Below are 23,766 nucleotides of genomic sequence, written 5' to 3' on the forward strand. Positions count from 1 at the left end.
GAATCAGCTGCGAGCGAGGTGCCGCCACAGAAATTCGTAGGTCAACGCCGTCTTGAACGCCAACTGCGCATTGTCCGACGCCCCGCCGTGCCCACCTTCGATGTTCTCGTAGTAGCTCACGTCCTGACCGAGTTCGGCCAACCGAGCCGCCATCTTGCGTGCGTGTCCCGGATGGACGCGATCGTCGCGGGTGGACGTAGCGATCAGAATCGGCGGATACCGACGCTCGGATGCGGCGACGACGTTCTGGTACGGGGAGTACTGCGAGATGAACTCCCACTCGTCCGGGTCGTCGGGGTTGCCGTACTCGGCCACCCAGGACGCGCCCGCGAGCAGGAGGTGGTACCGCTTCATGTCCAGCAGTGGGACCTGACATACCAACGCGCCGCACAGTTCCGGGTACTTCGTCACCATGATGCCCATCAGCAGGCCGCCGTTGCTGCCGCCCTGAGCGGCCAACTGTTCGGTGGTGGTGATGCCTCGGGTGACGAGGTCGCGTGCGACAGCGGCGAAGTCCTCGTGCACCAGATGGCGTCCGGCACGCAGTACCTGGGTGTGCCACGACGGCCCGTACTCGCCGCCGCCGCGGATGTTGGCGACGACGTAGGTGCCACCACGTTCGAGCCACGCGCGTCCGGTTGCACCGCTGTAGCCGGGTGTCATCGAGATCTCGAAGCCGCCGTAACCGTAGAGCAACGTCGGTCCGGGTCCGGAATCCGCGCGTCGGACGACGAAGTACGGGATGTCGGTACCGTCGTCGGACCGGGCGAAGAACTGCTCCACCGTCAGGCCGTCGGCGTCGAAGAACGCCGGAGCCTGTTTGAGGACTTCGAGCTCGCCGCCCACCGTGCCCACCAGCAGTGTCGCCGGTGTCAGGTAGCCGGATGAGGAGAGGAAGTACTCGTCACCGTTCTCCTCGGCGTCGGTGCCGACGATCTCGGTGGACGTCAGGTCCGACAGCCCGTCGATCGTGCTGACGTCCCACTCGTTCGCGCCGGGGGTCAACACGTGCAATTTCGTCCGTACGTCCTGCAGCGTCACCAGCAGCAGGTGATTCTCGGTCCACGCGTACTGGTGCAGTGACGTGTGCGCGTCCGGGGCGAAGAGGACCGTGAGAGCGATTGTGCCGGAGACGAACTCGTCGAAATCCGCAGCGAGCAACGCGCCGGCCGGATAGGTTCGGTCGCCGACCGTCCACGGCGTCATCGTGCGGATCAGCAACCAGTTCTCGTGTACCGAGGTCGACGCGTCGGTCGGCGTCGCGATCCGGGTCAGGGCAGAACCGTCCAACACGTAGGTCTCGGAGTTGTAGAAGTCGGTGGCACGCTGGACGAAGTCGCGCTCGAAGCCGGGGGTCCGGTCGTGCCAGGCGGAGATCGAGATGTCCTGTGCTGCACCCTCGTACACGGTCTCGGCGTCGGCGAGCGGGGTGCCGCGATGCCACCGCTTGGTGATACGCGGATAGCCCGATTCGGTCAGCGAACCGGGCCCGAAATCCGTTCCTACGAAGACGGTGTCGGCGTCGATCCAACCGATGTCGGTCTTGGCCTCCGGTAGGGCGAATCCGCCGTCCTCCGGGGCGCGAAAGGTGCGGGAGTCGAGATCGAACTCACGGACCACCGTCGCGTCGGCCCCGCCGCGGGAGAGCGTCACCAGTGCCAGTCGTTGATCGGGACGCAGCACCTGCGCGCCACCCCACACCCAGTTCTCGTCCTCGCTGCCGGCCAGCGCATCGAGATCGAGCAGCACGTCCCACACCGGATTCTCGGTTCGGTACTCGTCCATCGTCGTTCGACGCCACAGGCCGCGGACGTGTTCGGCGTCGCGCCAGAAGTTGTACAGGTACTGCCCACGACGACGGGCGTACGGAATGCGGGCGTCGGTGTCGAGTACCTCGCGGATGCGGGACTCGGTGGCATCGAACTCGTCTCCGGCCAGTTCCTCGACGGTCACCCCGTTGCGGGTGCGAACCCAATCGAGGGCCTCCTCGCCGGTGACGTCTTCGAGCCAGAGGTACGGGTCGTCCGAGATTGCCATTCCACAGTTCTAGCAGCAGATGCGCCGTCGGGTCGGTCGGCGCTCGCGTGGCTACCGGCTGGTAACGAAGACCAGGTCGAGACAGCGTCGGAGGTCACGACTACGCTGGGGACTCGTGACCTCACACTATGACGTCGTTGTCCTCGGAGCCGGTCCCGGTGGGTACGTCGCTGCTATCCGCGCGGCACAACTCGGACTCAGCACTGCCATCATCGAGAAGAAGTACTGGGGCGGTGTGTGCCTGAACGTGGGCTGCATCCCCTCGAAGGCACTTCTCCGTAACGCCGAGCTGGCGCACCTCTTCACCAAAGAGGCGAAGCTGTTCGGTATTTCGGGTGAAGCGTCCTTCGACTTCGGCGCAGCGTTCGATCGCAGCCGCAAGGTCGCCGACGGCCGCGTCAAGGGCATTCACTTCCTGATGAAGAAGAACAAGATCCCCGAGTACGACGGCAAGGGCACGTTCACCGATGCCAACACCATCGAGGTCGAGCTGACCAAGGGTGGCACCGAGACGATCACGTTCGACAACGCGATCATCGCGACCGGCAGCACCACCAAGCTGCTCCCGGGAACCGAGCTGAGCAAGAACGTCGTCACGTACGAAGAGCAGATCATGACCAAGGATCTGCCGGGTTCGATCCTCATCGTCGGTGCCGGTGCGATCGGCATGGAGTTCGGGTACGTGCTCAAGAACTACGGCGTCGACGTCACCATCGTCGAGTTCCTCGATCGTGCGCTGCCCAACGAGGACAAGGACGTCTCGAAGGAAATCGAGAAGCAGTACAAGAAGCTCGGCGTCAAGGTCATCACCGGCGCGGGCGTGCAGAGCATCGACGACGACGGCTCCAAGGTCACCGTCGCGATCAAGCACAACAAGTCCGGTGAGAGCGAGACCTTCACCGTCGACAAGGTGATGCAGTCCGTCGGATTCGCGCCCCGCGTCGAAGGATTCGGCCTCGAGAAGACCGGCGTGGAGCTCACCGATCGCGGTGCCATCGGCATCACGAACACCATGCAGACCAACGTGCCGCACATCTACGCCATCGGCGACGTCACGGCCAAGCTCCAGCTGGCCCACGTGGCCGAGGCGCAGGCTGTCGTCGCCGCCGAGACCATCGGCGGCGCAGAGACATTGCCGATCGACGACTACCGCATGATGCCGCGTGCGACGTTCTGTCAGCCGCAGGTCGCGAGCTTCGGCCTCACCGAGGACCAGGCCCGCGAAGAGGCGCAGGCCCGCGGTTCCGACATCAAGGTCGCGAACTTCCCGTTCGCCGCCAACGGCAAGGCACACGGACTGGGCGACGCCACCGGCTTCGTCAAGCTCATCGCCGACACCGAGCACGGCGAATTGCTCGGCGGACACCTCATCGGACCGGACGTCTCCGAGCTGCTACCCGAGCTGACCCTGGCCCAGAAGTGGGACCTCACGGTCAACGAGCTGGCCCGCAACGTCCACACGCACCCGACGCTGTCGGAAGCACTGCAGGAAGCGATCCACGGCCTCGCGGGGCACATGATCAACTTCTGATCTCCACCTCGAGAACCAACGGCGGCGACCACTTCGGTGGTCGCCGCCGTTGTCGTCGGTGCCCCTCGGCCCGGTCGCTTTTCGGAACCTTCACGCGGCCCGGCGAAGTCTGTGATTTGTCATAGCTCGGTAAGTGAAGAAAACGTCACTTGGTCGACGGTCGGCTGGTAATTTCCGTTCCTGCGCGGGGGAGTCGCACTGAACAGAAAGCCGGGGGGGGGGTGGGGAATTGTCGTCGCCGACATCGACGCTCGCACGCGTCAGCGACGGAGTTGCCAGTGGATTCCGGACGTTCGGGCGAACTCTGGAGCTGGGTGTACTGGCCTTCGTCCACCTCGTCCGCGACATACTCACACTGCGACATCCGTGGCGCGACACCATCGATCAGGCCTGGTTCGTCGTCACCGTCACGGTGGTGCCGGCAATACTGGTGTCCATTCCGTTCGGCGTCATCGTGTCCGTTCAGGTCGGCAGCCTCACCGATCAGATCGGTGCGACGTCCATCGCCGGAGCCGCGGGTGGCCTCGGGGTCATCCGCCAGGGCGCACCGATCGTCGCGGCACTGCTGTTGGGCGGTGCAGCAGGCGCGGCAGTGGCAGCCGATCTGGGTGCGCGCACCATCCGGGACGAGATCGACGCGATGTCGACCATGGGAATAGACCCGGTTCGCCGGCTGGTCACACCACGGCTGGCCGCCATCCTCCTGGTGGCACCGTTCCTGTGCATCCTCATCATCTTCATGGGACTGGCCGCGGGCTATGCGATCAACGTCGGTTTTCAGAGTGGGACGCCCGGTAGCTACATCAGCTCGTTCGCGTCCTTCGCCTCGGTGACAGATCTGGTCGTCGCGCTGGTGAAGACCGAGATATTCGGGGTCATCGTCATCATCGTGGCCTGCCAGCGAGGGTTGTCCGCCGCACACGGACCGCGCGGGGTAGCCAACGCGGTCAACGCGTCCGTCGTGCTCGGTGTGGTGTCCGCATTCACCGTCAACGTCGTGATCACGCAGTTGGTTGCGATGTTCATGCCGCAGAAGTTGGGCTGAGATGGCAACTCCTTCGCGGTACACCGTGCACGGCACCGCTCACCTCACCCGTGGTGCGAGATACCTCGGGCGCAGGCCGTTCGACGTACTCGAAATGCTGGGCCATCAACTGACGTTCTGCGTCAAGGTTCTCGCCGCGATACCCCATACCGTCCGCTCCTATCGGCGTCAGATGCTGCTCATCCTCAGCGACATCACCTGGGGCAGTGGCAAATTGATCGTCGGTGGCGGAACCGTGTCGGTCCTGGTCGTGCTGGGTGTCGCGGTGGGGGCATCCGTCGGAATCGAAGGGTTCAATTCCCTCGGCATGGTGGGGATGGAGCCGTTGACCGGTTTCATCTCGGCGTACGCCAGCACTCGGGAACTGGCCCCGATGATCGCGGCCATCGGATTCGCGACGCAGGCGGGATGCAGGATGACCGCCGAGATCGGGGCGATGCGTATCTCGGAAGAGATCGACGCCCTCGAAGCTCAGGGGATTCAGTCGATGCCCTTCGTCGTCACCACCAGGGTGATCGCGGGAATCGTCACGATCGTGCCGCTCTACCTGCTGACCCTCATTCTGAGCTACCTGTCGTGTGCGGTGGTGGTTCGCGTTGTCGGCGGACAGTCCTCGGGCACCTACGACCACTACTTCAGTGCCTTCCTGCAGCCGGTCGACGTGCTGTTCTCGCTCCTGAAGGCCGCGGTGTTCGTCGTGACGATCATCCTGATCCACGGCTATCAGGGGTACTACGCCTCGGGCGGCCCGGAGGGAGTCGGGCGCGCCTCGGGCCGCGCCATCAGGGCCAGCCTCGTTGCCGTCGTAGTACTGGACATGATCATGACGCTGGTCCTGTGGGGATTCGACTCGGGCATAAGGATTTCGGGGTAGAGATGGCAGTTTTCGACGATCTGACGGGGCGATCGGCCGGGCCGGCCACGCTACGCCTGCGAGGGCTGGCGGTGGCCGTTGCCTTGGCAGTGTTCGCAGGCGGCCTCACCGCCTACGCACGCGGGGCCTTCGATTCGCCCTTCGAGCTGACGCTCGATGCAGCATCGGTGGGGGACGGTCTGACGCCCGGGTCGGAGGTGAAGTTCCGTGGTCTGTCCATCGGCACGGTCGACAACATCGAGACCGTCGGCTTCGGACGGCAGCGGCTGCAACTGGAGATCGATCCGAGCCAGGCGGGCGAGCTCACCGACACCATGCAGGCTCAATTCTCGTCGTCGAACGTATTCGGTTCCACTGCAATCGAATTGGTCTCCGACGGCACGGGGGCACCCCTGGCCGACAACTCGACTCTCGAAGTGTCGAAAGACCTGCGAGGCGCAACGGTGACCGGAGTGTTCCGGCGAGTCGCCGACCTCACCGAGGTTCTCGACACCGAACAGGTGGACCACCTCCTGGACCTCATCGCGAACACCTCCGTCGAGGTGAGTCGAAACCTGAAGCCGTACTTCGACACTGCTCAGATGATGGCGAACAACCAGATCGACCCGCTGGCCTGGAAGCTGCATCGCGGTGCCGAACTGGGCGAAGGAATCGGCAACCTGGTTCCGCCCTTGCTCGATCTGGTGGTGGGAGTGGTGGACAAGAGCGTGTACGTCGAGGCACCCGCCGACCGAGCGCGAACCATCGCCGCCAACAACGGTCTGAGCGATCAGTTGATGATTCCGGTGGGCGACTTGCTGAAGGCGAACAATCCGAACCTGTCGAAGCTGCTGTCCACGGTGCTGGACCTGCTGGTGCCCATCACCGCGTCGATCGGCACATTGGCGCCCAGCTACGACCGAGTGCCGCAGGTGCTCGACGGTATCTCCGACGCATTTCCCGTCGTCGACGGGAAGCCTCAGCTGCAACTCGACCTGATAGTCGAAACCATGCCCAATCTGGCCGGAGCCGTTGCCGCACACGAGGAGGCGAACGGATGAAGAAGGTAGCTGGCCCCGCGGTCAAACTGCTCGTCTTCTTCACGGTGACCGCGGTGTGTGCGGTGATCATCGTCGCTGCTCTTCGCACCCCGGTCGGCGGACCGCTGTCGTCCTACGGCGCGGAGTTCGACGACGTGTCGGGCTTGTACGTGGGCGACGACGTGCGCATGTCCGGGGTGCAGATCGGCAAGGTGTCGTCGGTCGAACTCGACGGTGCCCTCGCGCGGGTCGAGTTCGAGATCGAGGACCGACGGCCGATTTTCGCCAACACCCAGGCTGCGGTTCGGTACCAGAATCTTCTGGGGCAGCGGTACGTCGAACTCGTGCAGAAGGATTCGGCGACCGGAGCCCCGTTGGCGGTCGGGGCGACCATCTCCAGGGATCGAACGATTCCGTCCTTCGACATCTCGAAGCTGTTCAACGGCTTCGAGCCGATCTTCGACACTCTCGACACCGCACAGCTCAATCAGTTCACCGAGAACATTCTCCGGATGGTGCAGGGTGACGGGTCCGGACTCGGTCCGGTCCTGCGCGACGTGGATCGCATCACCCAATTCGCAGTACAGCGTGAATCGATCATCGGGCTCTTGATCGAGAACCTCGGCCAGATCTCGGACTCGATCGGTGGCCAATCCGCCTCGGTCGCAGACCTTCTCGAACAACTGCACGGTCTGGTCTCCAAGCTCAGCACCCAGATGGACGGCGTGCTCGCGTCGCTGGATCAGGCCAATTACGGGCTGCGACCGTTCGTGGGCCTGATGGAGGGCCTCGAGCGGGCGTACGACAACAGCTACGCGCCGGTCGACGGGGCACTGCGTCGAATGCTTCCGCAGACCGAACAGGTGACCGAGATGTTGGCACTCGCGCCGGGATTGCTGACCGGACTCAATGCGAGCATTCCGGAGCCGGGCGCACAGACGTACTCCTGCAGTCGCGGACAGCAGGACATCCCTGGGATCGGGCAGATCGTGCTCGGCGGACAGAATTTGGTGGTGTGCCGATGAGCCGCGTACTACGCAAGGGCGTTCGTGACGAGCAATCGGAGAACAAAGCGCACTTCTTCTGGGGCGCGGTCGGTGTCGCGGCCTCTCTGGTCCTTCTCCTGATCGCGGCGGCGTTGTACACGATTCCGTTCGGCGAGCGGACCTACACCGCGGAGTTCGGCTCGGCAGCCGGGGTGAAGCCGGGCGACGAAGTGAGGATCGCCGGTATCGCGGTCGGGTCGGTGCGCTCGGTCGAGCTGGCGGGTGCGCATGTCGACGTCGAATTCAGCGTTCGCTCCGATGTTTTCGTCGGCGATGCGTCTACCGTCACGGTGAAGTTGTTGACACCGATCGGCGGTCACTACGTGATGCTCACCTCGCACGGTGACGACGAGCTCGGCTCGGCACCGATTCCGCCGGAGCGGGTCGAGCTGCCCTACGAACTGTCCGACGCGATCGAGTCGGCAACACCGCTGGTTCGCGACATCGACGGTTCGACGCTGCGGGAGACCGTGGCCGAGTTGGACAAGGCCGTCAGCGAACAGCCGCAGTCCACTCGCGCGATCGTGGACAACCTGTCTTCGCTCACCGACACGCTCGCGACGCGATCCGATCAACTCGAGCGCGGGCTCGTGGTATCCGACGAGTACGTCGGGGCATTGGCCGCCGATCGGGTCATGCTCACCGAACTCGTACGCGAGCTCGGCACCCTGACCAAAGGATTCGGCGACAAGCGCGTCGAGGTCGTCAGTGCTTTCGACCTGCTCGGGAGAATGTTCGAGCTCTTCCACCGTCCCGTGGTCGCATTCGAGAAGGGGCTCGAGCCGTCGATCGTCCAACTCGAGGAGATCACGCAGAAGCTCTTTGCACAGTTGGGTGACGTGGACGGGGCGATCACGACCATGAAGGAAAGCTCGGACGGTCTCGCCGCTCTGATCGGCGGCGGGCAGGGGCCCGTGATCGACCAGTCGCAGGACACGGTCGTCGGTGTCGGCGTGTGTATTCCGTTGCCGGGGAGGGTGTGCTGATGAGACGCAGATCGGTACGCATCGCCGTGGCGGCAGCAGTCGTCGTCACGCTCGTCGGTTCGGTTGCGTCCGCCACATCGGTCATCGACCCCGGTGCGGGCAACTCCTCGCTGTGTGCCGAGTTCACCGACACGGTCGGGTTGTACGAGGGTAATTCGGTCATGATGCTCGGTGTGGTCGTCGGAACGGTGACACGCATCGAGAACACCGACACCGCGGTGGTGGTCACCATGGATATCGACGACAGCCTCAGGCTGCCCGCCGAGGTGGGGGCCGTGACCCTGTCGAATTCGATCGTCACCGACCGGCACGTGGAATTCACGCAGCCCTACATCGACGGTCCCGAGTTCGACCGGTCGAGTTGTATTCCGTTGGATCGCACCAGAACTCCACTGGGAATCAGCGACACACTCGACGCCGTGTCGGGCCTGGCGTCCGATCTGCTCGGTCCGGCCGACGCCGAGGGCAACCACGACGAGATCCTCGGCGACACCTTGCGTTCGGCCGACGATTCGCTCCGCGGCTCCGGTACCCAGCTCAACGACAGCCTTCGGCAACTGGCGCAGCTGGTCGGCGATCCTGCCGACAAGGACACCACCGTGCGGCGTCTGATCGACAACCTCGACGGCCTGATCGACACGTTCGTGGTGAGCTGGCCCGAGGTGGCGAAGCTGCTCGACAATCTGAAGCGGGGGATGATCACGCTGTCGGAGTTCACCCAGTCCTTCGGCACCACGGTCGCTTTGACCACCGAGTTCATTCCGCCGCTGGCGCGCAACGTCGCGAAGTACGACGAGAAGGTCTACGCATTTCTCGACCAAGCGGTGCCGGTGGTCGACGTACTGCTCGGACGGGTGGGCGATATCAAGGACATCCTGGCGCAGGTGCCGACCGTAGGCGAGAACTTGATGACGATGTACGACAACGATTCCAGGAGCGGTCGGGTGATCTACCACCCGCCGCAGTTCGAGATCGACACCAATTCTCCCAACGAGGTCTGCGCTCTGCTCAACAAGTACAGACCGACGTGCTCGGCGGACCAGCAACGAGGCGATGTCATCGATGTCGGTCTGGTGCAGCTGATACTCGGTTCGGCGGGATGGCGATGAGGCGCGCGATCACCGGGTTGTGCTGTGTCGCCCTGCTGTCGGGGTGCAGCGTCGACCCGGCCGACCTGCCGATTCCCGGCAGCTACGTGGCAGGCGACAAGTACTCCCTGCGAATCGAATTCGCGAGCGTGCTCAATCTTCCGGAAAAAGCGAAGGTGATCGTCGAAGGCGTCGACGCTGGCGTCCTCGACACCGTCGAGTTGGTGGGGTCGACCGCCGTGGCAACGGTGGACCTGTCCACCGATGTGCAGCTGCCGTCCGACACCGTCGCCGAGCTTCGGCAGTCGTCGATTCTGGGCGAGATCTACATCTCGCTGCAGCCGCCGGAGGATTCGACTCGCGCCGGAGGGGGCGACGCCGGGCCGTACCTTCGAGACGGCGATGTCATTCCGGTCGAACGTACGGTTCCGGCCGACAACGTCGAGGACGTGCTGCGAGGAGTGTCGAATCTGGTGACCGGTGGTCACTACGTTCAGCTGCAGGAGGCGGTGAACAACGTCAACGCCGCGATTCCTCCCGATCCGGCGGAGATCGACAAGGTCAACAACGCGGCGCGGATCGCACTGACCGACATCGGCGACAACACCCCCGAGATCGATCGAATCCTCGGAGCGGCGGAGAAGGTGTCGAACACCGTCGTGACACAGCGAGACGGCGTCGAACGCGTCCTCGAACTCGGTCCGAGACGATCGGACGGACTGGCCGAGGTGCTGTTCAGCGTCGTCCACATGATCTTCACGCTGGGGTACATGTCGCAGAACATCGGTGACGTCCTCGCCGGTCCGTACCCGGAACTCGCGGGCGCGGTCGAGACGATCTCACCGGCACTGATCGCGATCGCCAATTCCGACTCCTCGGTACCGATGAACATGGAGAAGGCGAACACCCTGTTGCGCGAGCGGTTGATTCCCTACTTCGAGTCGACACCGAACATCGCAGTGCGCTCGGTCTCGACCGATGGCGGAGCCGGTGCACTGGCGGACGACATGATCGGGATCCTGCGCGGGATAGGAATCGTGCGATGAGGCCGGGCACAGTCGTTTCACTCCTCGCATTGATGGCCATGACGGTTGTCGGTGTCGTCTACCTGACGGTCGGCGTCCTGGACATGAACCCCACGCGGAGTGCCAACCGCGTTGTGGTGCACATGGATACGTCGGGCGGTTTGATGGACACCTCGCAGGTGACCTCGCGCGGAATCCACGTCGGTCGGGTCGAGCGCATCGCGGTGGTGCCGGGCGGGCTCGACGTCACTCTCGCCCTCGACGCCGATCATCGAATTCCCGCGGACTCGGAGGTGGTCGTCGCGAATCTGTCCGCTGCCGGGGAGCAGTACCTGGATCTGCGCCCGCGAGGAACCGGGGGCCCCGACCTGACGGACGGGGACGAGATCGGCAACGAGCAGGTCCGCGCGTCGATCACCGTCAGCGAGGCGCTGAGTCTCGGTGATTCCCTTGCCGCACAGCTCGATACGAATGCAGTGAAGGGGCTGACCGAGACCGCGTCGGCAGCGGTCGACGGTCGCGAAGGCGATGTCGATCGCCTGGTGGAGGCCTTCCGATATCTGTCGGCGACGCTGCGCGACAAGAGCGGAGAGATTCGAAGGCTCTACGACAACGCTCAACAGGGCGGACGCAACGCCTACGGTTACGGCCCGGTCATGACCGACGCCGCGCCGTGGGTCGGTGCGACGGGTTCGGGTGTGGCCAATCTGCTCGAGGGCTTCAACGACTACTCGTACGTCGGCGCGGACGTCTGGGACGATCCACTCGGCAAGATCGGCCCGAAGATAGATCAGTATCTGACGCCCCTCTCACCCGACCTTGCCCTCATCGCAACGCTTCTCAAGCCGTACACCGCGCCCATCAAGCCGATGCGGGTGGACGCCGGTTCCATCGTCGACATGTTGCAGGCCGTCTTCCCTCCGGGCGGACCGGCCAAGCTGTCCGTCCAGATTCCGAACTGATTGGAGTGACCCCCTCATGGTCGAAGTAGATGCATCCGAAAAGAAGGCAGCAGTGCCCGAGGACAAGACTGCGACTGCGCCCGAGAACCCCGAGCGGCGACGCCGTATCCGGTGGTCCGTCGTGGGTGCGGCGGTACCGGGGGTAGTGCTGGCAGTGGTGTTCGGCGTGCTGTGGCATTCTGCGGCAGGCGATCTGGCAGCCGAACGTGCACTTGAGCAGGACCGGCAGATGGCGCTGAACACGGCCACCGAGTACACCGCACGGTCGTTGACGTACGACTACCGCAACCTCGACGCCTTCTTCGAAGGAGTCGACCAGGGCGCGTCGCAGTCACTGCAGGACAGGTACGACGGTGTCCGGGAAGCACTCACCGCGATCATGAACGAGTCCCAGGTGGTGGCGACCGGTGAGGTTCTTTCGGCGGCAATCGATTCCGAATCCGGTGGAGAGTACAAGGTGGCGGTGTTCGCCCAGCAGACGACACAGAACGTACAGCAGCCCGACCCCGGCAACGTTCCCAATCTCCTGCTGGTGACGGTCACCGACCAGGACGGTCAGTGGATCGTCAGCGACTACGGTCCCAAGACCTAGATCCGCTCCGTTGCGCGGGCATTGGTAGCGCTGACGAACTGCGCGAGGCCGCGCACTTCCTGCTCGATCTCGGTCAGTCCCGATGCCTCGAACACGTCGACGAACAGGTTCTTCGGGAACATCCTCACACCCGCCAGGCCCGTTCCGAAGCCGACGACGGTACCCAGCGGTGCCGGATGAGGCTCGCAGCTGGTCATGATTGCGATGCGTCCACCCGGGCGCACGACGCGAATCAGCTCGTCCAGCACCGTCATCGGCTGCGGAACGAGATACAGAGCGGCGTAGCAGCACACGGCGTCGAACGCGCCGTCGGCATAGGGCAGTCGGGCGGCATCTCCCCGCACGTACGCCGCGCGGGGGCCGCGGTTGTCTCGCACCGCGCGGGCGATCATCGCCTCGGAGATGTCGAATCCGACGGCGAGCCCATCACCGGTGAGAGCCTCCGAGAGGAACCTGGTGAAGTTGCCCGGGCCGCACGCGACATCGAGTACCCGTTGCGGGCCGTTCAATCGAAGGTCGGCAACGGCTTTCGCACGTTCGGCCGACATGGACATGCCGGCGACGCCCATCATCGATACACCGAACGGGCGCCACACCTTCTCGTAGATCGCCGCCACCACGCGGTTGTTCATCGCGATGCTGGCCGGCGACGGATTCGGTGCGGGCACGTTCGGTAAGAGTTCGACGTACCCGCCGTCGGTGCGCGCCAGCCCCCGCAGCACCTCGGGCTCGATCATCTCGAGTGCGCGGTGCAATGCGGTCTCGGCAGAGTCGATCATGGTCGCGGAGGCCGGTCGCCGTAGTCCCGCTCCACTCGCAGAGCGCCGAGAGTGGTTGCCAGGCCATCGTATTGAGTGACCAGCAGGACGAATTCGATGAGTCGTCGCTCGTCGAACTGGGTGGCGAGTTGGTTCCAGGTCGCGTCGGAGAGGATTTTGGTGGCGATGAGTTCGTCGACCGCAGAGAGGATGGTCCGATACCGCGTCGACAGTCCCGGTGCGTCCGGTCCGGTCTTGATCAGCTCGAGCAGATCCCGGTCGATGCCCGCCCGCTTGCCCAGCCGGATGTGATGGTCCATCTCGTACGCGGAATCGCGCAGGTGCGCCACGCGCAGGATCACCATTTCGGTTTCCTTGCGTGAGATCTTCCCGCCGGGCATCAGGTGGCCGCTGTAGAACAGCCATGCCCGATACAGCCCACCGGTGCGCCCGAGGGTGGTGAACAAGTGCGGATTGGGCACCCCCGCACCCTTGGCGATCACCTTGCAGATGACCCAGTTGATGGGCCCGAGGGTTCTGGCGGTACCGGACGGAATGCGTGGTGTGGTCACAGCCACACCGTACCGACTGCCCGGCCGGACGTCACCGGGACGAAGAAGGCTAGGCTACCCTTCTTGTCATCCAGCACAAACTTTCCTCGGAGGACCCTTGACGAAGTCCCATGCCCGCATCACGGCCCTCGCGCTCACCATCGCCGCCCTCGGAGTGACTGCGACGGCGTGCTCGTCCACCGACGCCGCCCCCGACAGCGCAGGCAGCGCCACGAGATCGATCGAGACCGTCCGGGGAACGGTCGACGTGCCCGAGACCCCGCTGCGCATCGTCACCCTGGAGCCGGTCGAGCTCGACACCACCGTCGCCCTCGGCGTAATGCCCGTCGGCACCGCCGTGCTCAGCGAGACGAGCGGCGTGCCGTCGTACCTCGGTACCGAAGCGGCGAACATCGCGACCGTCGGTACGGTTGCCGAACCGACCATCGAGGACATCGCGGCCCTACAACCAGATCTGATCCTGGGCACGGAGACTCGACACGCCGAGTACTACGACCAACTCTCCGCCATTGCACCGACGGTGTTCATGGCATCCCAGTCCGATCCGTGGCGCGAGAACGTCAGGTTCGTCGGGCGCACTCTCGGCAAGGAGAACGACGCCGAGGAACTGCTCACCGACTACGACGACCGGTGTGCCGAGATCGCCGAGGAATTCGACACTGCCGGGCAGACGGCACAACTCATCAGGCCGCGCAACGGTGAGCTGACCCTGTACGGGCCGTCGTCGTTCGCCGGGAGCACCCTCGAATGTGCAGGCTTCACCACTCCGCCGCGGCCGGAATGGGCGGACGAGATCTCGGTCGACCTCTCGCCCGAGCTGGCGGCTCAGGCGGCAGCGGATCTGATCGTCGTCACCGCCGCCGACCCGTCGGACCCCGCGGCGATTCCGGCGTCGATCACCGCCAACGCAGCGATCCTGCCGAACCCGCACGCGGTGGACATGTCGTACTGGATCACCGGGGTCGGGCCCATGGGTGGGCAGACCGTGCTCGACGACATCGATCGGATTCTCTCGGACTAGTTGGGTCGTTCCGCAGGCTCCACTCCTGGCGGGTCGCGCCTGACGCATCAGATACGGACCGCGCCGGCCAGCGCCGCCGCCTGCTGCGCCCGCGCGACCACTCGATCGCGTGATGAATCGATATGGGCGAGTAGCAGTTCCAGTGCCGAGTCCAGGGTCCCGGCGAGCACGCGTTCGACGATGTCGATGTGTTGATCGATCGCCGAGACGACGGCTGCGGCGTCGAGTCCGCCGAGTATCCGAACCGGACGCACCTTGGCGTTCACGGTGCACAGCGCCTCGGTCAGAGCCGGATTACCCGACGCGGCCAGCAAGGTGACGTGAAAGTTCTCGTCCAGGGACACCAGATCGTCGGTGGTGCCGGGAGGGTCGTCCCGCAAACCGATCCAGGTGTCCAACAGGTTCGACAGCGACGCCCGGTCGACGGACTGGGATGTCGAGCGCGTGATGCCGCGAGCCTCGAGAGTGGCCCGTAGCTCGTACAGATCGGGCAGGTCGCTCAGTCGTGGACGATAGGCGTGCAGCCCGGCGTCATCGCGAGTGACGAGACCGTCGGCCTGCAATCTGGCCAAGGCTTCACGCACCGGAGTGCGCGAGACACCGTACAGCTCGGCGAGACGCTCCTCGCCGAGCCGTTCGGTGGAACTGATGGCACCGGAGATCAGATCCCGGCGCAGTGACGAATAGACCTTCTCGCGAAGGTCCCTGCGCGGCACGATGCGTCCGGTCAGATCGCCATGGCTGCGCGGACGTCTGCCTCGGACTCGGCTCCGCCCACGCCGGTGGACGTGATGCGGCCGGCCTCGAGGATGTAGTAGTTCTGCGCCGACTCCAGAGCGAAACCGATGTGCTGCTCCACCAACAACACTCCGAGACCGCCGCGTCGAGTGAGTTCGATGACGGTGCGTTCGATCTCGGCGACCACCGACGGTTGGATGCCCTCGGTGGGCTCGTCCAGGATCAACATTCGCGGTTCGGTGATCAGGGCCCTCGCGATCGCCAGCTGCTGGCGCTGTCCACCCGAGAGCAATCCCGCTCTGCGACCGAGCAATTCCTTCAATGCCGGAAACAGATCGAGTGCCTCGTCGATCAGCGCCTTGCCGCGCTTGCGGCCGTCGGCGACCACCTGCAGGTTCTCGGCCGTCGTCAGCTGGCCGAACGACTGCTGACCCTGCGGCACATAGGCGAGCCCGCGAGCGACGCGGGCGCTGGGGCGCAACGCGCTCACGTCCTCGCCGTCGAACAGAACTTTGCCGGAATTGACCTTCAGCAAGCCGACCGCTGCCCGCAGCAGGGTGGTCTTGCCGGCACCGTTGTGTCCCATCACTGCGGCGACACCGTCGGCCGGAACCGTCAGCGACGCACCGTGAATGACTTCGCTGCGGCCGTAACCGGTACGTACATCGACCAGTTCAAGCATGACCGGCTCCCTCTTCTGCGATGTGATCGAGTTCCTCGCCCGCAGCCGCGGTGCCGAGGTACACCTCTTGGACCTTCGGATCGGCCTGTACCTCGGCCACTGTGCCCTCGGCCAGGACCCGTCCGGCTGCCAACACCGTCACCGAAGTGGCGAACATGCGCATGAAGTCCATGTCGTGCTCGACCACCACGACCGTCCGCTCACCGCCGATGCGCTGCAGCAGCTGGCCCGTTTCCTCGCGTTCCTCGTGACTCATGCCGGCGACCGGCTCGTCGAGCAGCAGCACGTCGGCGTTCTGCACCAACAGCATTCCGATCTCGAGCCACTGCTTCTGACCGTGCGCGAGAATTCCTGCCGGCTTGTCGCGCTCGGCCGTCAGGCCGATGGTCTCGAGTGCCTCCTCGATCTGCGGCAGCACCGATCCTCGACGACGCAACATTGTCAGCACCGACCGACCGGACCCGGCGGCGATGTCCAGGTTCTGCAATACCGTCAGATTCTCGAAGATGCTGGCGGTCTGGAAGGTTCGGCCGATGCCCAGGCGGGCGATCTGATGCACCTTCTTGCCGAGCAGTTCCACGCCGGATTTGGTGACCGAGCCGGTCGCCGGGACGAGGCCGGTGATGGCGTCGATCAGCGTGGTCTTGCCTGCGCCGTTGGGCCCGATGAGGAAACGCAGATCGCCCTGCATCAGCGTCAGATCGACGTTGGTGTTGGCCTTGAAACCGTCGAAACTGACTGTCAGGTCTCGGACTTCGAGGTACTGACTCGACATGCCGGCGTTGCCGCCGAACGTGGGTTGTGGACCTTCGACGTGGATCATCGCGTCAGTTCCTTCTCTGGCTCTTCGCTCGGTTCGGGTACCGCTTCGGCTTCCTTCTTTCGTTTTCGCAGCGCGAACAGTCCTGCGATACCGGCGGGGAAGAACCCGACGACCACCACGAACAACAGTCCCTGCGCGTACGTCCAGCCCGACGGGAACTGCTCGGACAGCGTGGTCTGAGCCCACGCGACGCCGAGCGCGCCGAGGACCGGACCGAGCAGGGTGGTACGACCGCCGATCGCGACACCGATGAGGAACGCGATGGACGGGACGATGCCGACGTCGTTGGGGGAGATGATGCCGACGATCGGAACGAACAGTGCGCCTGCGAGACCCGCGAAGAACGCCGCCGCCACGTAGGCCACGATCTTGACGTTGGCGGGGTCGTACCCGAGGAACCGCACCCGCTCCTCCTGATCGCGTACCGCCACCAACAGTTCGCCGTAGCGCGAGTACATGAGCTGGCGGGTGATCGCGACGACGACGAGGAGTACGCCTGCAGCGATGAAGAACAGCATCTGCTTGTTGGCCGGGTCGTTGAGGTTGAACCCGAAAAAGGTGCGGAACCTGTTGAGGCCGTTGGATCCACCGGTGGTCTGCTGCCCGATGAGCAGAATCGCGAACGCGGCGGCCAGTGCCTGGCTGAGGATCGCGAAGTACGCGCCCTTGACCCGACGCTTGAACACGCCGAGACCGAGTACCAGCGCCACCAGGGCCGGCACGAACAGAATGCCCAGGATCGTGGTGATCGGCGAGGTGAACGGCACCCAGTACGAGGGCAGTTCACGAATTCCGGCGATCGACATGAAGTCCGGTACGTCGTCGCCGCGGAGATCGGCGTCGGAGATCTTCAGATGCATGGCCATGATGTAGGCACCGATACCGAAGAAGACACCCTGACCGAGGGTGAGCATTCCGCCTCGGCCCCAGGCCAATCCGATTCCGACGGCCACGATGGCGTAGCAGATGAACTTGCCCAGCAGGTTCAGCCGGAAGTCGCTGAGGACGGCCGGAGCGACTGCGAACAACAGAATCGCGGCGAGCGCGAATCCCAGTAGAGCGCCGCGCTTGGCGATGAACTCGCTCATACCAGGCTCCTTGTCTTGACGGCGAACAAGCCCTGCGGTCGGGCCTGCAGGAAGATCACGATGAGCACGAACACGATGACCTTGGCGATCGACGCCGTGGTGCTGTACTCGATGAACGAGTTGAGAATTCCCAGAGCGAAGGCCGCGATGACCGCGCCCTTGATCTGGCCGAGACCACCGACGACGACCACCAGGAAGGCGTCGATCAGATAGCTCTGTCCCACAGTGGAACTGGTGGAACCGATCAGGGTGAGTGCGACACCGGCGACGCCGGCGAGTCCGGAGCCGAGGAAGAACGTCGAGATGTCGGTCCTGCGGCTCGAGATGCCCGAGGTCTCTGCGAGATCGCGGTTCTGCACCACCGCGCGGATGCGTCGACCCATCGCGGTCTTCTTCAGCGCGATCGACAGCGCAACAACGGCGACGACCGCGAGGACGAGGATGAAGATTCTGGTCTTGGGCACCACGGCACCGAGGATGTCGACGCCGCCGGTCAGCCAACCCGGGGACACGACGTTGACCGCCGGTGCCCCGAAGATGTCGCGAGCGAGCTGCTGCAGGATGAGCCCGACGCCGAACGTGACGAGCAGGGTATCGAGTGGTCGGTGGTACATACGCTGAATCAGCGTGACCTCCAACAACACTCCCATGGCGCCGCCGACGAGGAAGCCGACGATCAGAGAGATGAACAGTGATGCGCCGCCGGTGGAGACGATCTGCTGCACCACGTAGGCCGTGTACGAACCGGCCATGATGAACTCGCCGTGCGCCATGTTGATGACGCCCATCTGACCGAACGTCAGTGAGAGCCCGAGGGCGGCGAGCAAGAGAATGGATCCGATCGACAGGCCGGTGAACAACTGTCCGATCACGACGTCCATAGGGGAGCTCCTTCGGAGCATGTGAGTGGAACTTCGTAGCAGGCTACGAAGTTCCACTCACATGGGTGGTGGTCAGTTGAGGTCGGCGGCCCAGTCGTAGGTCTCCAGGAACGGGTCGGGTGCGATCGCCTCGGGCGACTCCCACACCGTGTAGATCAGTCCGTCGGCACGGATCTCACCGATGCGGGCGGTCTTGGAGATGTGGTGGTTGTCGCCGTCGATGACGACCTCGCCCTCGGGAGCGGCGAAGCTGACTCCGTCGGCCGCGGCCTGAACGTCTGCCACGGCAAAGGAATCGGCCTTCTCGACGGTGTTCTTCCACAGGTAGACCGAGGTGTACGCGGCTTCCATCGGGTCCGAGGTGGGCTTGTCGGCACCGTACTTCGCCTTGTAGTCGGCGACGAACTTGGTGTTCTCGGGGCTGTCGACGGTCTGGTAGTAGTTCCAGGCGGTCAGCTGGCCCTCGATGTTGGCCGCACCGATGCCGGCGACCTCTTCCTCGGCGATGGAGACCGAGATGACCGGCATGTCAGCAGCTTTGAGGCCGGCGTTGGTGTACTCGCGGAAGAACGCGACGTTCGAGTCGCCGTTGAGGGTGTTGAACACCGCGTCCGCGTCGGCCGAGCGAACCTTGTTCACGATGGTGGAGAAGTCCGTCGAGCCGAGCGGGGTGTAATCCTCGCCCTTGATCTCGATGTCGTTCGCGGCCGCGTAGGCCTTGATCTCACGGTTGGCGGTCTGCGGGAAGACGTAGTCGCTACCGACGAGGTACAGCGACTTCACACCCTGTTCCTTGAGGTAGTCCAGTGCCGGAATGATCTGCTGGTTGGTGGTGGCACCGGTGTAGAAGATGTTGTCCGACGCCTCGAGTCCCTCGTACTGCACGGGGTAGTAGAGGAGAGCGTCGTTGTCCTCGAACACGGGCAGCATCGCCTTGCGCGACGACGAGGTCCATCCACCGAAAACCGCTGCGACACAGTCGCTGCTGATGAGCTTCTCGGCCTTCTCGGCGAACACCGTCGGCTCGGACGCACCGTCCTCGGCGACGACCTCGATCTGCTTGCCGTTGACTCCGCCCGCTGCGTTGATCTGCTCGACGGCCAGTGCGATCGAATCACGCACCGTCACTTCGCTGATCGCCATGGTGCCGGACAGGGAGTTGAGCGAGCCGACCTTGATGGTGTCACCGGAGGTGTCGACACACGAGGTGGCAGAACCGCCGCCGCCGTCGGCAGAGGCGGTATCGCTCGCCTTGCTTCCGCAGGCGGTGGCAACGAGGCTCAATGCAGCCAGCGCTGCGGGAACGACCATGACGCGCTTGAAGGACATGCGCTTCGAGACAGCAGGCATCTACGGCCCTTTCGGAGGTTTTGTATACGGGGTTGTATTCGCGATTGCGAACAGTAAAGGGAAGTTATTGCGTCGGTATGTTCTGCGGTCACGAGTCTGTTTCCCGCGTTACGCGGACGTAAATGCCGCAGGATGACAACTCCTCTTGACATTTTATGACAAGCAGAGTTGACTTTCTGGCATGTCCGGAACGAACAACGTTCGCGCACATCGCAAACAGGCACGGATCACCCAGGCCGAACTCGGCAAAATCTGCGGGGTGAGCCGACAGAGCATCGTCTCCGTCGAGGGCGGCGACTATGCGCCGAGCGTCTACCTGGCACTGCGATTGGCCCGTGCACTCGATACGACGGTGGAAACACTGTTCGGAAACGAAGGAGAGGCAGAATCATGAGCGCATTCGTCAGAGCAGCCCGATTCGTCGGGGACCTCGACGACGAGTTCTACGCCGACGAACTCCAACGCGACATCTGGAACGAGGCCTCGGCCGTCGGATTCCAGTCACTGCTGTGGATCGGGCTGATCGCAGGCGCGATCCTGCCCTTCGCGGCAGGCGTGACCGGAGCGTGGGTGGCGTTGGGCATCTACGTCGCGCTGATTGTCGTGGCCTACGTGGTTATCGGATACGCACGCGCGCGGGGGATCGACATGTACACCGTGCAGGAGCTTCGGCGTGCCCGCATAGCCGTTGCCTCGGCGCTCTTCGTCCTCTGTGGAGGCGGAGCCGCAATTCGTCTGCTCGCTCGCTACGGTGACGGCAATCTCGGGTCGCTGTGGATCGGGGTGGCCGTCGGTGCGCCGCTCGGCTTCGCCGCGGCGGTCATTGGAGTCAAGGCGCATCAGCGTCGCCGGCGAGACGCCGAGCTCGCCGCCGAGAAGGCCGAACTACAGGGCTTCGAGGAAACGGACTGACTCTCGTGTCCTTGATCACTCGCGCCGAGTATTACATGGTGCAAGGATACGTAAAGATATCGTTTCGAACAGTCCGCTCGCAGATCGGAGGAGCGAGAGGTATGTTCTGACCGATGACATCGAGATTCCCTGGATGTTCGCGGCTGCGGGTGGGCTGGTCGGAGGCGGGTTCGTAACGCGGACGATTGCGCCCCCGATGTAAAGAGAGGCTCGGGGTCGAGGCCGATGACGACGTGTGAAACCAATCCGTCTTCCATCGCGCCACGAAGCACCAACGAGACCACGTCGGACGTCCACCTTCTGGTGGAGCACGCTAACAGGGAAGTCGAGGCCGTGCGCAGAGACAAGAGTTACCTCAGACTCGTCGGGTCGAGCACGCCGCAGCCCACCATCGAGGTTCTCGGCGGACCGAAAGCCATCACGGTCCATGTCGACAACGTCCTGCCGGGGCAGATGTGCGAGGTTCTGCACAACGGGATGCTGTCGTTGAGTCAGCGCGTGATCGTGGACGAGAACGCCACCAGCATCACCATCACCACGTTCAACCTCAAGCCGGGCGAATACAACGTCTCACTGCGTCTCGACGGACGGCTGGACTGCGTGACCGAATCGCTCACCGTCACCGTCGGCGAGGAGCTCGAGGTTCGTCGCAGCTCGTAGGACCCCACTTCTCACTGGAGATTCCTCGCCGCAGGCTGATGCTGGGTGATGCAGTGGATCCCGCCGCCTCGCTCGAACAGTGGCCTCGCGTCCACGGTCACCACATCCCGGCCCGGGTACGCGTCGCGCAGGATCGCGGCCGCTTCGGCGTCGGACGGGTCGTCGTAACTGCAGGCGATCACGCCGCCGTTGACGACCAGATGATTGATGTAGCTGTAGTCGACGAAACCGTCGGCATCACGCAGTGTCCGCGGAGCCGGCACCTCGACGATGTTCCAGTCCGCACCCGAGCCGTCGTGGGTGGCCCGCAAGGTATCGACGATCAGTGAACTGACCTCGTAGTCGGGGTGAGCCCGGTCGTGTTGCCGATGCACCAGCACTGTTCCCGGTGACGGAATGGCCGCGACGATGTCGACGTGTCCTCGGGTACCGAAACGCATGGAATCGCGCGTCAGTCCGCGCGGCAGCCAGATGACATGCTGCGCACCGATGGTTCGTGCCAGTTCCGCTTCGATGTCGGCTTTCGACAGCCCGGGGTTGCGCCCCGGATCGAGCTGTACGGTCTCGGTCACCAGCACGGTGCCTGTGCCGTCGACCGCGATGCCGCCGCCCTCGTTGACGATTGGCGACGTGATTCGCTGCACAGCAGCCTGATTCGCGACGAACTCGCCGATACGACTGTCCTTGTCCCACTGCGCCCAGTCCTGCGCACCCCAGCCGTTGAAGACCCAGTCGACGGCGGCGACCGAACCGTCCTGTGCATGAACGAATGTCGGACCGATGTCGCGCATCCAGGCGTCGTTCAACCGTGCTTCGACGATGTCGATATCGCGCGAGAGGTATGTCGATGCGACGGCGCGTTCGGCCGGATCGACGACGACGGTCACCGGCTCGAACGCGGCAACAGCGTGTGCTACGGCCGCCCATGTGGAGCGGGCCTCGTGCTTGGCCGCCGGGTCGTCTCCGAGGGAGTAGCCCTCGCACGGGAACGCCATCCACACCTTGTCCTGCGGAGCGGTTTCGGATGGCATCGTGAATGTCGTTGCATTGGTTGTCATTTGATCACCGGAGTCGCGGGATGTCCGTCACCGTAGGGGGCGTCGATGTTCACCGGCTCGGTGAGGCGGCCGTACGTGTCGGGTCTGCGTGTCAGTAGGAACGGAAAGAGCTCCAACCATTCTCGACGCTGATCGAGGTCGAGATCCGCGACGAGGACAGCCGATTCGTCTCGGGGTGCCTGAATCAGGACGCGACCGAACGGATCGGAGATGAACGACGAGCCGTAGAAGGTGATCGCGCCTTCGTTTCCGCAGCGGTTGGGTACCACCATGAACAGGCCGTTCGAGATGCCGTGGCCGACGATGACGTGTTGCCACAGCGGTTGGGTGTCGAAGGCCGGGAACGACGGCTCGGACCCGATGGCCGTCGGATACGCGAGAATCTCTGCGCCGCCGAGCGCGTAACTGCGCGCGACCTCGGGGAACCACTCGTCCCAGCACGTGGGTAGGCCCACTCTCGCTCCGCCGAGTTCCGCGGGGGAGTACACGGGATACGGGTCCTCGGCCGGACCGGCCCGGAAGTAGGTGTCCTCGTAATAGCCGGCCGAGATGGGGATGTGCAGCTTGCGGGTTCTCGCCAACAGTTCTCCCGTCGGCGAGACCATGATGGCGCTGTTGAACCCCAATCCGTCTGCGGCTTCGGACTTCTCGTACAGCGAGGCATGGACGACGATGCCGTTCGCGGCTGCGGCCTCGGCAGCGAGAGTGAACGTGGGCCCGGTCAGCAGATCCTCGGCTTCACTGCCCGGGTTGGCTCCGGCGCGGGTGTCGGCGGGGTAGCGCAACAGGGTGATCTCGGGCAGGAAGACGACCTTCGCTCCGAGGTCCGCGGCAGCGGCGATGGCGTCGAGCAGTTCGGCCTTCAAGCCTGCGGCATCGGGGTTCCAGCGATGCTGCACCAGTCCGACGCGGAGCGGCGCGCGATCGGTTGGGGTGGTGCGGGTCAGAGCCTCGGGAGCCGAGAGATTGGTGAGTGTCAGCATGCTGATCTCCTGTTAAAACGAATGTGATTCGTTAA

General features: G+C 64.2%; 25 protein-coding genes. 14 read left to right on the forward strand and 11 right to left on the reverse strand.

What is annotated here, in order from left to right:
* Positions 1-3: 3 nt before the first annotated feature.
* On the reverse strand, positions 4-2,037 hold the full coding sequence (locus CH283_RS01635) for a prolyl oligopeptidase family serine peptidase (RefSeq protein WP_094641022.1): 2,034 nt from the start codon (positions 2,035-2,037) through the stop codon (positions 4-6).
* Positions 2,038-2,152: 115 nt separating this feature from the next.
* Here CH283_RS01635 and lpdA point away from each other — a divergent pair, with 115 nt between their 5' ends.
* The 10 genes from lpdA to CH283_RS01685 all read left to right on the forward strand — a co-directional run bounded on the left by lpdA (position 2,153) and on the right by CH283_RS01685 (position 12,205).
* Positions 2,153-3,568: a dihydrolipoyl dehydrogenase gene (gene lpdA, locus CH283_RS01640; protein ID WP_037186801.1), complete on the forward strand. Its 1,416-nt coding sequence runs from the start codon at positions 2,153-2,155 to the stop codon at positions 3,566-3,568.
* 229 nt (positions 3,569-3,797) lie between these two features.
* Positions 3,798-4,613 carry an MlaE family ABC transporter permease gene (locus CH283_RS01645; protein ID WP_068048004.1) on the forward strand — a complete coding sequence of 272 codons (816 nt, stop codon included), beginning with the start codon at positions 3,798-3,800 and terminating at the stop codon, positions 4,611-4,613.
* Positions 4,614-4,707: 94 nt separating this feature from the next.
* Entirely contained in the window at positions 4,708-5,487 is a 780-nt protein-coding gene (locus tag CH283_RS01650; protein WP_231893723.1) for an ABC transporter permease, read from the forward strand.
* A gap of 2 nt (positions 5,488-5,489) precedes the next feature.
* On the forward strand, positions 5,490-6,527 hold the full coding sequence (locus CH283_RS01655) for an MlaD family protein (RefSeq protein ID WP_068048010.1): 1,038 nt from the start codon (positions 5,490-5,492) through the stop codon (positions 6,525-6,527).
* The gene (locus CH283_RS01660; RefSeq protein WP_094641024.1) at positions 6,524-7,531 is read left to right on the forward strand and encodes an MlaD family protein; all 1,008 of its coding nucleotides are present in this window, start codon (positions 6,524-6,526) and stop codon (positions 7,529-7,531) included. Before CH283_RS01655 ends, CH283_RS01660 begins: the two co-directional genes overlap by 4 nt.
* The gene (locus CH283_RS01665) at positions 7,528-8,538 is read left to right on the forward strand and encodes an MlaD family protein (RefSeq protein ID WP_094641025.1); all 1,011 of its coding nucleotides are present in this window, start codon (positions 7,528-7,530) and stop codon (positions 8,536-8,538) included. Before CH283_RS01660 ends, CH283_RS01665 begins: the two co-directional genes overlap by 4 nt.
* On the forward strand, positions 8,538-9,647 hold the full coding sequence (locus tag CH283_RS01670; RefSeq protein WP_141215319.1) for an MCE family protein: 1,110 nt from the start codon (positions 8,538-8,540) through the stop codon (positions 9,645-9,647). The genes CH283_RS01665 and CH283_RS01670 overlap by 1 nt, the downstream gene beginning before the upstream one ends.
* Entirely contained in the window at positions 9,644-10,672 is a 1,029-nt protein-coding gene (locus CH283_RS01675) for an MlaD family protein (protein WP_176460414.1), read from the forward strand. Before CH283_RS01670 ends, CH283_RS01675 begins: the two co-directional genes overlap by 4 nt.
* Complete coding sequence (locus tag CH283_RS01680) at positions 10,669-11,613, forward strand: MlaD family protein (protein ID WP_094641028.1); 945 nt, start codon at positions 10,669-10,671, stop codon at positions 11,611-11,613. The genes CH283_RS01675 and CH283_RS01680 overlap by 4 nt, the downstream gene beginning before the upstream one ends.
* Before the next feature lie 16 nt (positions 11,614-11,629).
* The gene (locus CH283_RS01685; RefSeq protein ID WP_094641029.1) at positions 11,630-12,205 is read left to right on the forward strand and encodes a hypothetical protein; all 576 of its coding nucleotides are present in this window, start codon (positions 11,630-11,632) and stop codon (positions 12,203-12,205) included.
* Here CH283_RS01685 and CH283_RS01690 read toward each other — a convergent pair.
* Entirely contained in the window at positions 12,202-12,984 is a 783-nt protein-coding gene (locus tag CH283_RS01690) for a class I SAM-dependent methyltransferase (protein ID WP_255183043.1), read from the reverse strand. The genes CH283_RS01685 and CH283_RS01690 overlap by 4 nt on opposite strands.
* On the reverse strand, positions 12,981-13,541 hold the full coding sequence (locus CH283_RS01695; RefSeq protein ID WP_094641030.1) for a carboxymuconolactone decarboxylase family protein: 561 nt from the start codon (positions 13,539-13,541) through the stop codon (positions 12,981-12,983). Before CH283_RS01695 ends, CH283_RS01690 begins: the two co-directional genes overlap by 4 nt.
* A gap of 91 nt (positions 13,542-13,632) precedes the next feature.
* Here CH283_RS01695 and CH283_RS01700 point away from each other — a divergent pair, with 91 nt between their 5' ends.
* On the forward strand, positions 13,633-14,556 hold the full coding sequence (locus CH283_RS01700; protein ID WP_094641031.1) for an ABC transporter substrate-binding protein: 924 nt from the start codon (positions 13,633-13,635) through the stop codon (positions 14,554-14,556).
* A 47-nt stretch (positions 14,557-14,603) separates the two neighbouring features.
* Here CH283_RS01700 and CH283_RS01705 read toward each other — a convergent pair whose 3' ends face one another.
* From CH283_RS01705 to urtA, 6 genes are all read right to left on the reverse strand, one after another.
* Positions 14,604-15,272, reverse strand: a complete 669-nt coding sequence (locus CH283_RS01705; RefSeq protein ID WP_094641032.1) for a GntR family transcriptional regulator — start codon at positions 15,270-15,272, stop codon at positions 14,604-14,606.
* Positions 15,273-15,283: 11 nt separating this feature from the next.
* A complete protein-coding gene (gene urtE, locus CH283_RS01710; RefSeq protein ID WP_094641033.1) occupies positions 15,284-15,976 on the reverse strand; it encodes an urea ABC transporter ATP-binding subunit UrtE in 693 nt (230 codons plus the stop codon).
* The gene (gene urtD, locus CH283_RS01715; protein WP_068046248.1) at positions 15,969-16,799 is read right to left on the reverse strand and encodes an urea ABC transporter ATP-binding protein UrtD; all 831 of its coding nucleotides are present in this window, start codon (positions 16,797-16,799) and stop codon (positions 15,969-15,971) included. Before urtD ends, urtE begins: the two co-directional genes overlap by 8 nt.
* On the reverse strand, positions 16,796-17,887 hold the full coding sequence (urtC, locus tag CH283_RS01720) for an urea ABC transporter permease subunit UrtC (protein ID WP_068046246.1): 1,092 nt from the start codon (positions 17,885-17,887) through the stop codon (positions 16,796-16,798). Before urtC ends, urtD begins: the two co-directional genes overlap by 4 nt.
* The gene (gene urtB / locus CH283_RS01725) at positions 17,884-18,768 is read right to left on the reverse strand and encodes an urea ABC transporter permease subunit UrtB (protein WP_037186827.1); all 885 of its coding nucleotides are present in this window, start codon (positions 18,766-18,768) and stop codon (positions 17,884-17,886) included. Before urtB ends, urtC begins: the two co-directional genes overlap by 4 nt.
* A 72-nt stretch (positions 18,769-18,840) precedes the next feature.
* On the reverse strand, positions 18,841-20,118 hold the full coding sequence (gene urtA / locus CH283_RS01730) for an urea ABC transporter substrate-binding protein (protein WP_094641034.1): 1,278 nt from the start codon (positions 20,116-20,118) through the stop codon (positions 18,841-18,843).
* 181 nt (positions 20,119-20,299) lie between these two features.
* On the opposite strand from urtA, the gene CH283_RS01735 reads away from it, so the two are divergent.
* The 3 genes from CH283_RS01735 (at position 20,300) to CH283_RS01745 (ending at position 21,690) form a co-directional block, all read left to right on the forward strand.
* Positions 20,300-20,512, forward strand: a complete 213-nt coding sequence (locus CH283_RS01735) for a helix-turn-helix transcriptional regulator (protein WP_068046235.1) — start codon at positions 20,300-20,302, stop codon at positions 20,510-20,512.
* Positions 20,509-21,030 (forward strand): hypothetical protein, encoded by a 522-nt coding sequence (locus CH283_RS01740; RefSeq protein ID WP_094641035.1) that lies wholly within the window; start codon positions 20,509-20,511, stop codon positions 21,028-21,030. The genes CH283_RS01735 and CH283_RS01740 overlap by 4 nt, the downstream gene beginning before the upstream one ends.
* A gap of 225 nt (positions 21,031-21,255) precedes the next feature.
* Positions 21,256-21,690: a hypothetical protein gene (locus CH283_RS01745; protein WP_094641036.1), complete on the forward strand. Its 435-nt coding sequence runs from the start codon at positions 21,256-21,258 to the stop codon at positions 21,688-21,690.
* Positions 21,691-21,701: 11 nt separating this feature from the next.
* Here the strand turns inward: CH283_RS01745 and CH283_RS01750 are convergent, their stop codons facing one another.
* Both CH283_RS01750 and CH283_RS01755 read right to left on the reverse strand, forming a co-directional pair.
* The gene (locus CH283_RS01750) at positions 21,702-22,748 is read right to left on the reverse strand and encodes an agmatine deiminase family protein (protein WP_176460412.1); all 1,047 of its coding nucleotides are present in this window, start codon (positions 22,746-22,748) and stop codon (positions 21,702-21,704) included.
* The gene (locus CH283_RS01755) at positions 22,745-23,731 is read right to left on the reverse strand and encodes a nitrilase-related carbon-nitrogen hydrolase (protein WP_094641037.1); all 987 of its coding nucleotides are present in this window, start codon (positions 23,729-23,731) and stop codon (positions 22,745-22,747) included. The genes CH283_RS01750 and CH283_RS01755 overlap by 4 nt, the downstream gene beginning before the upstream one ends.
* Positions 23,732-23,766: the final 35 nt, after the last annotated feature.

Origin of the sequence: Rhodococcus sp. 05-2254-2, from assembly GCF_002259095.1 — a bacterium.
Lineage (GTDB): Bacteria > Actinomycetota > Actinomycetes > Mycobacteriales > Mycobacteriaceae > Rhodococcoides.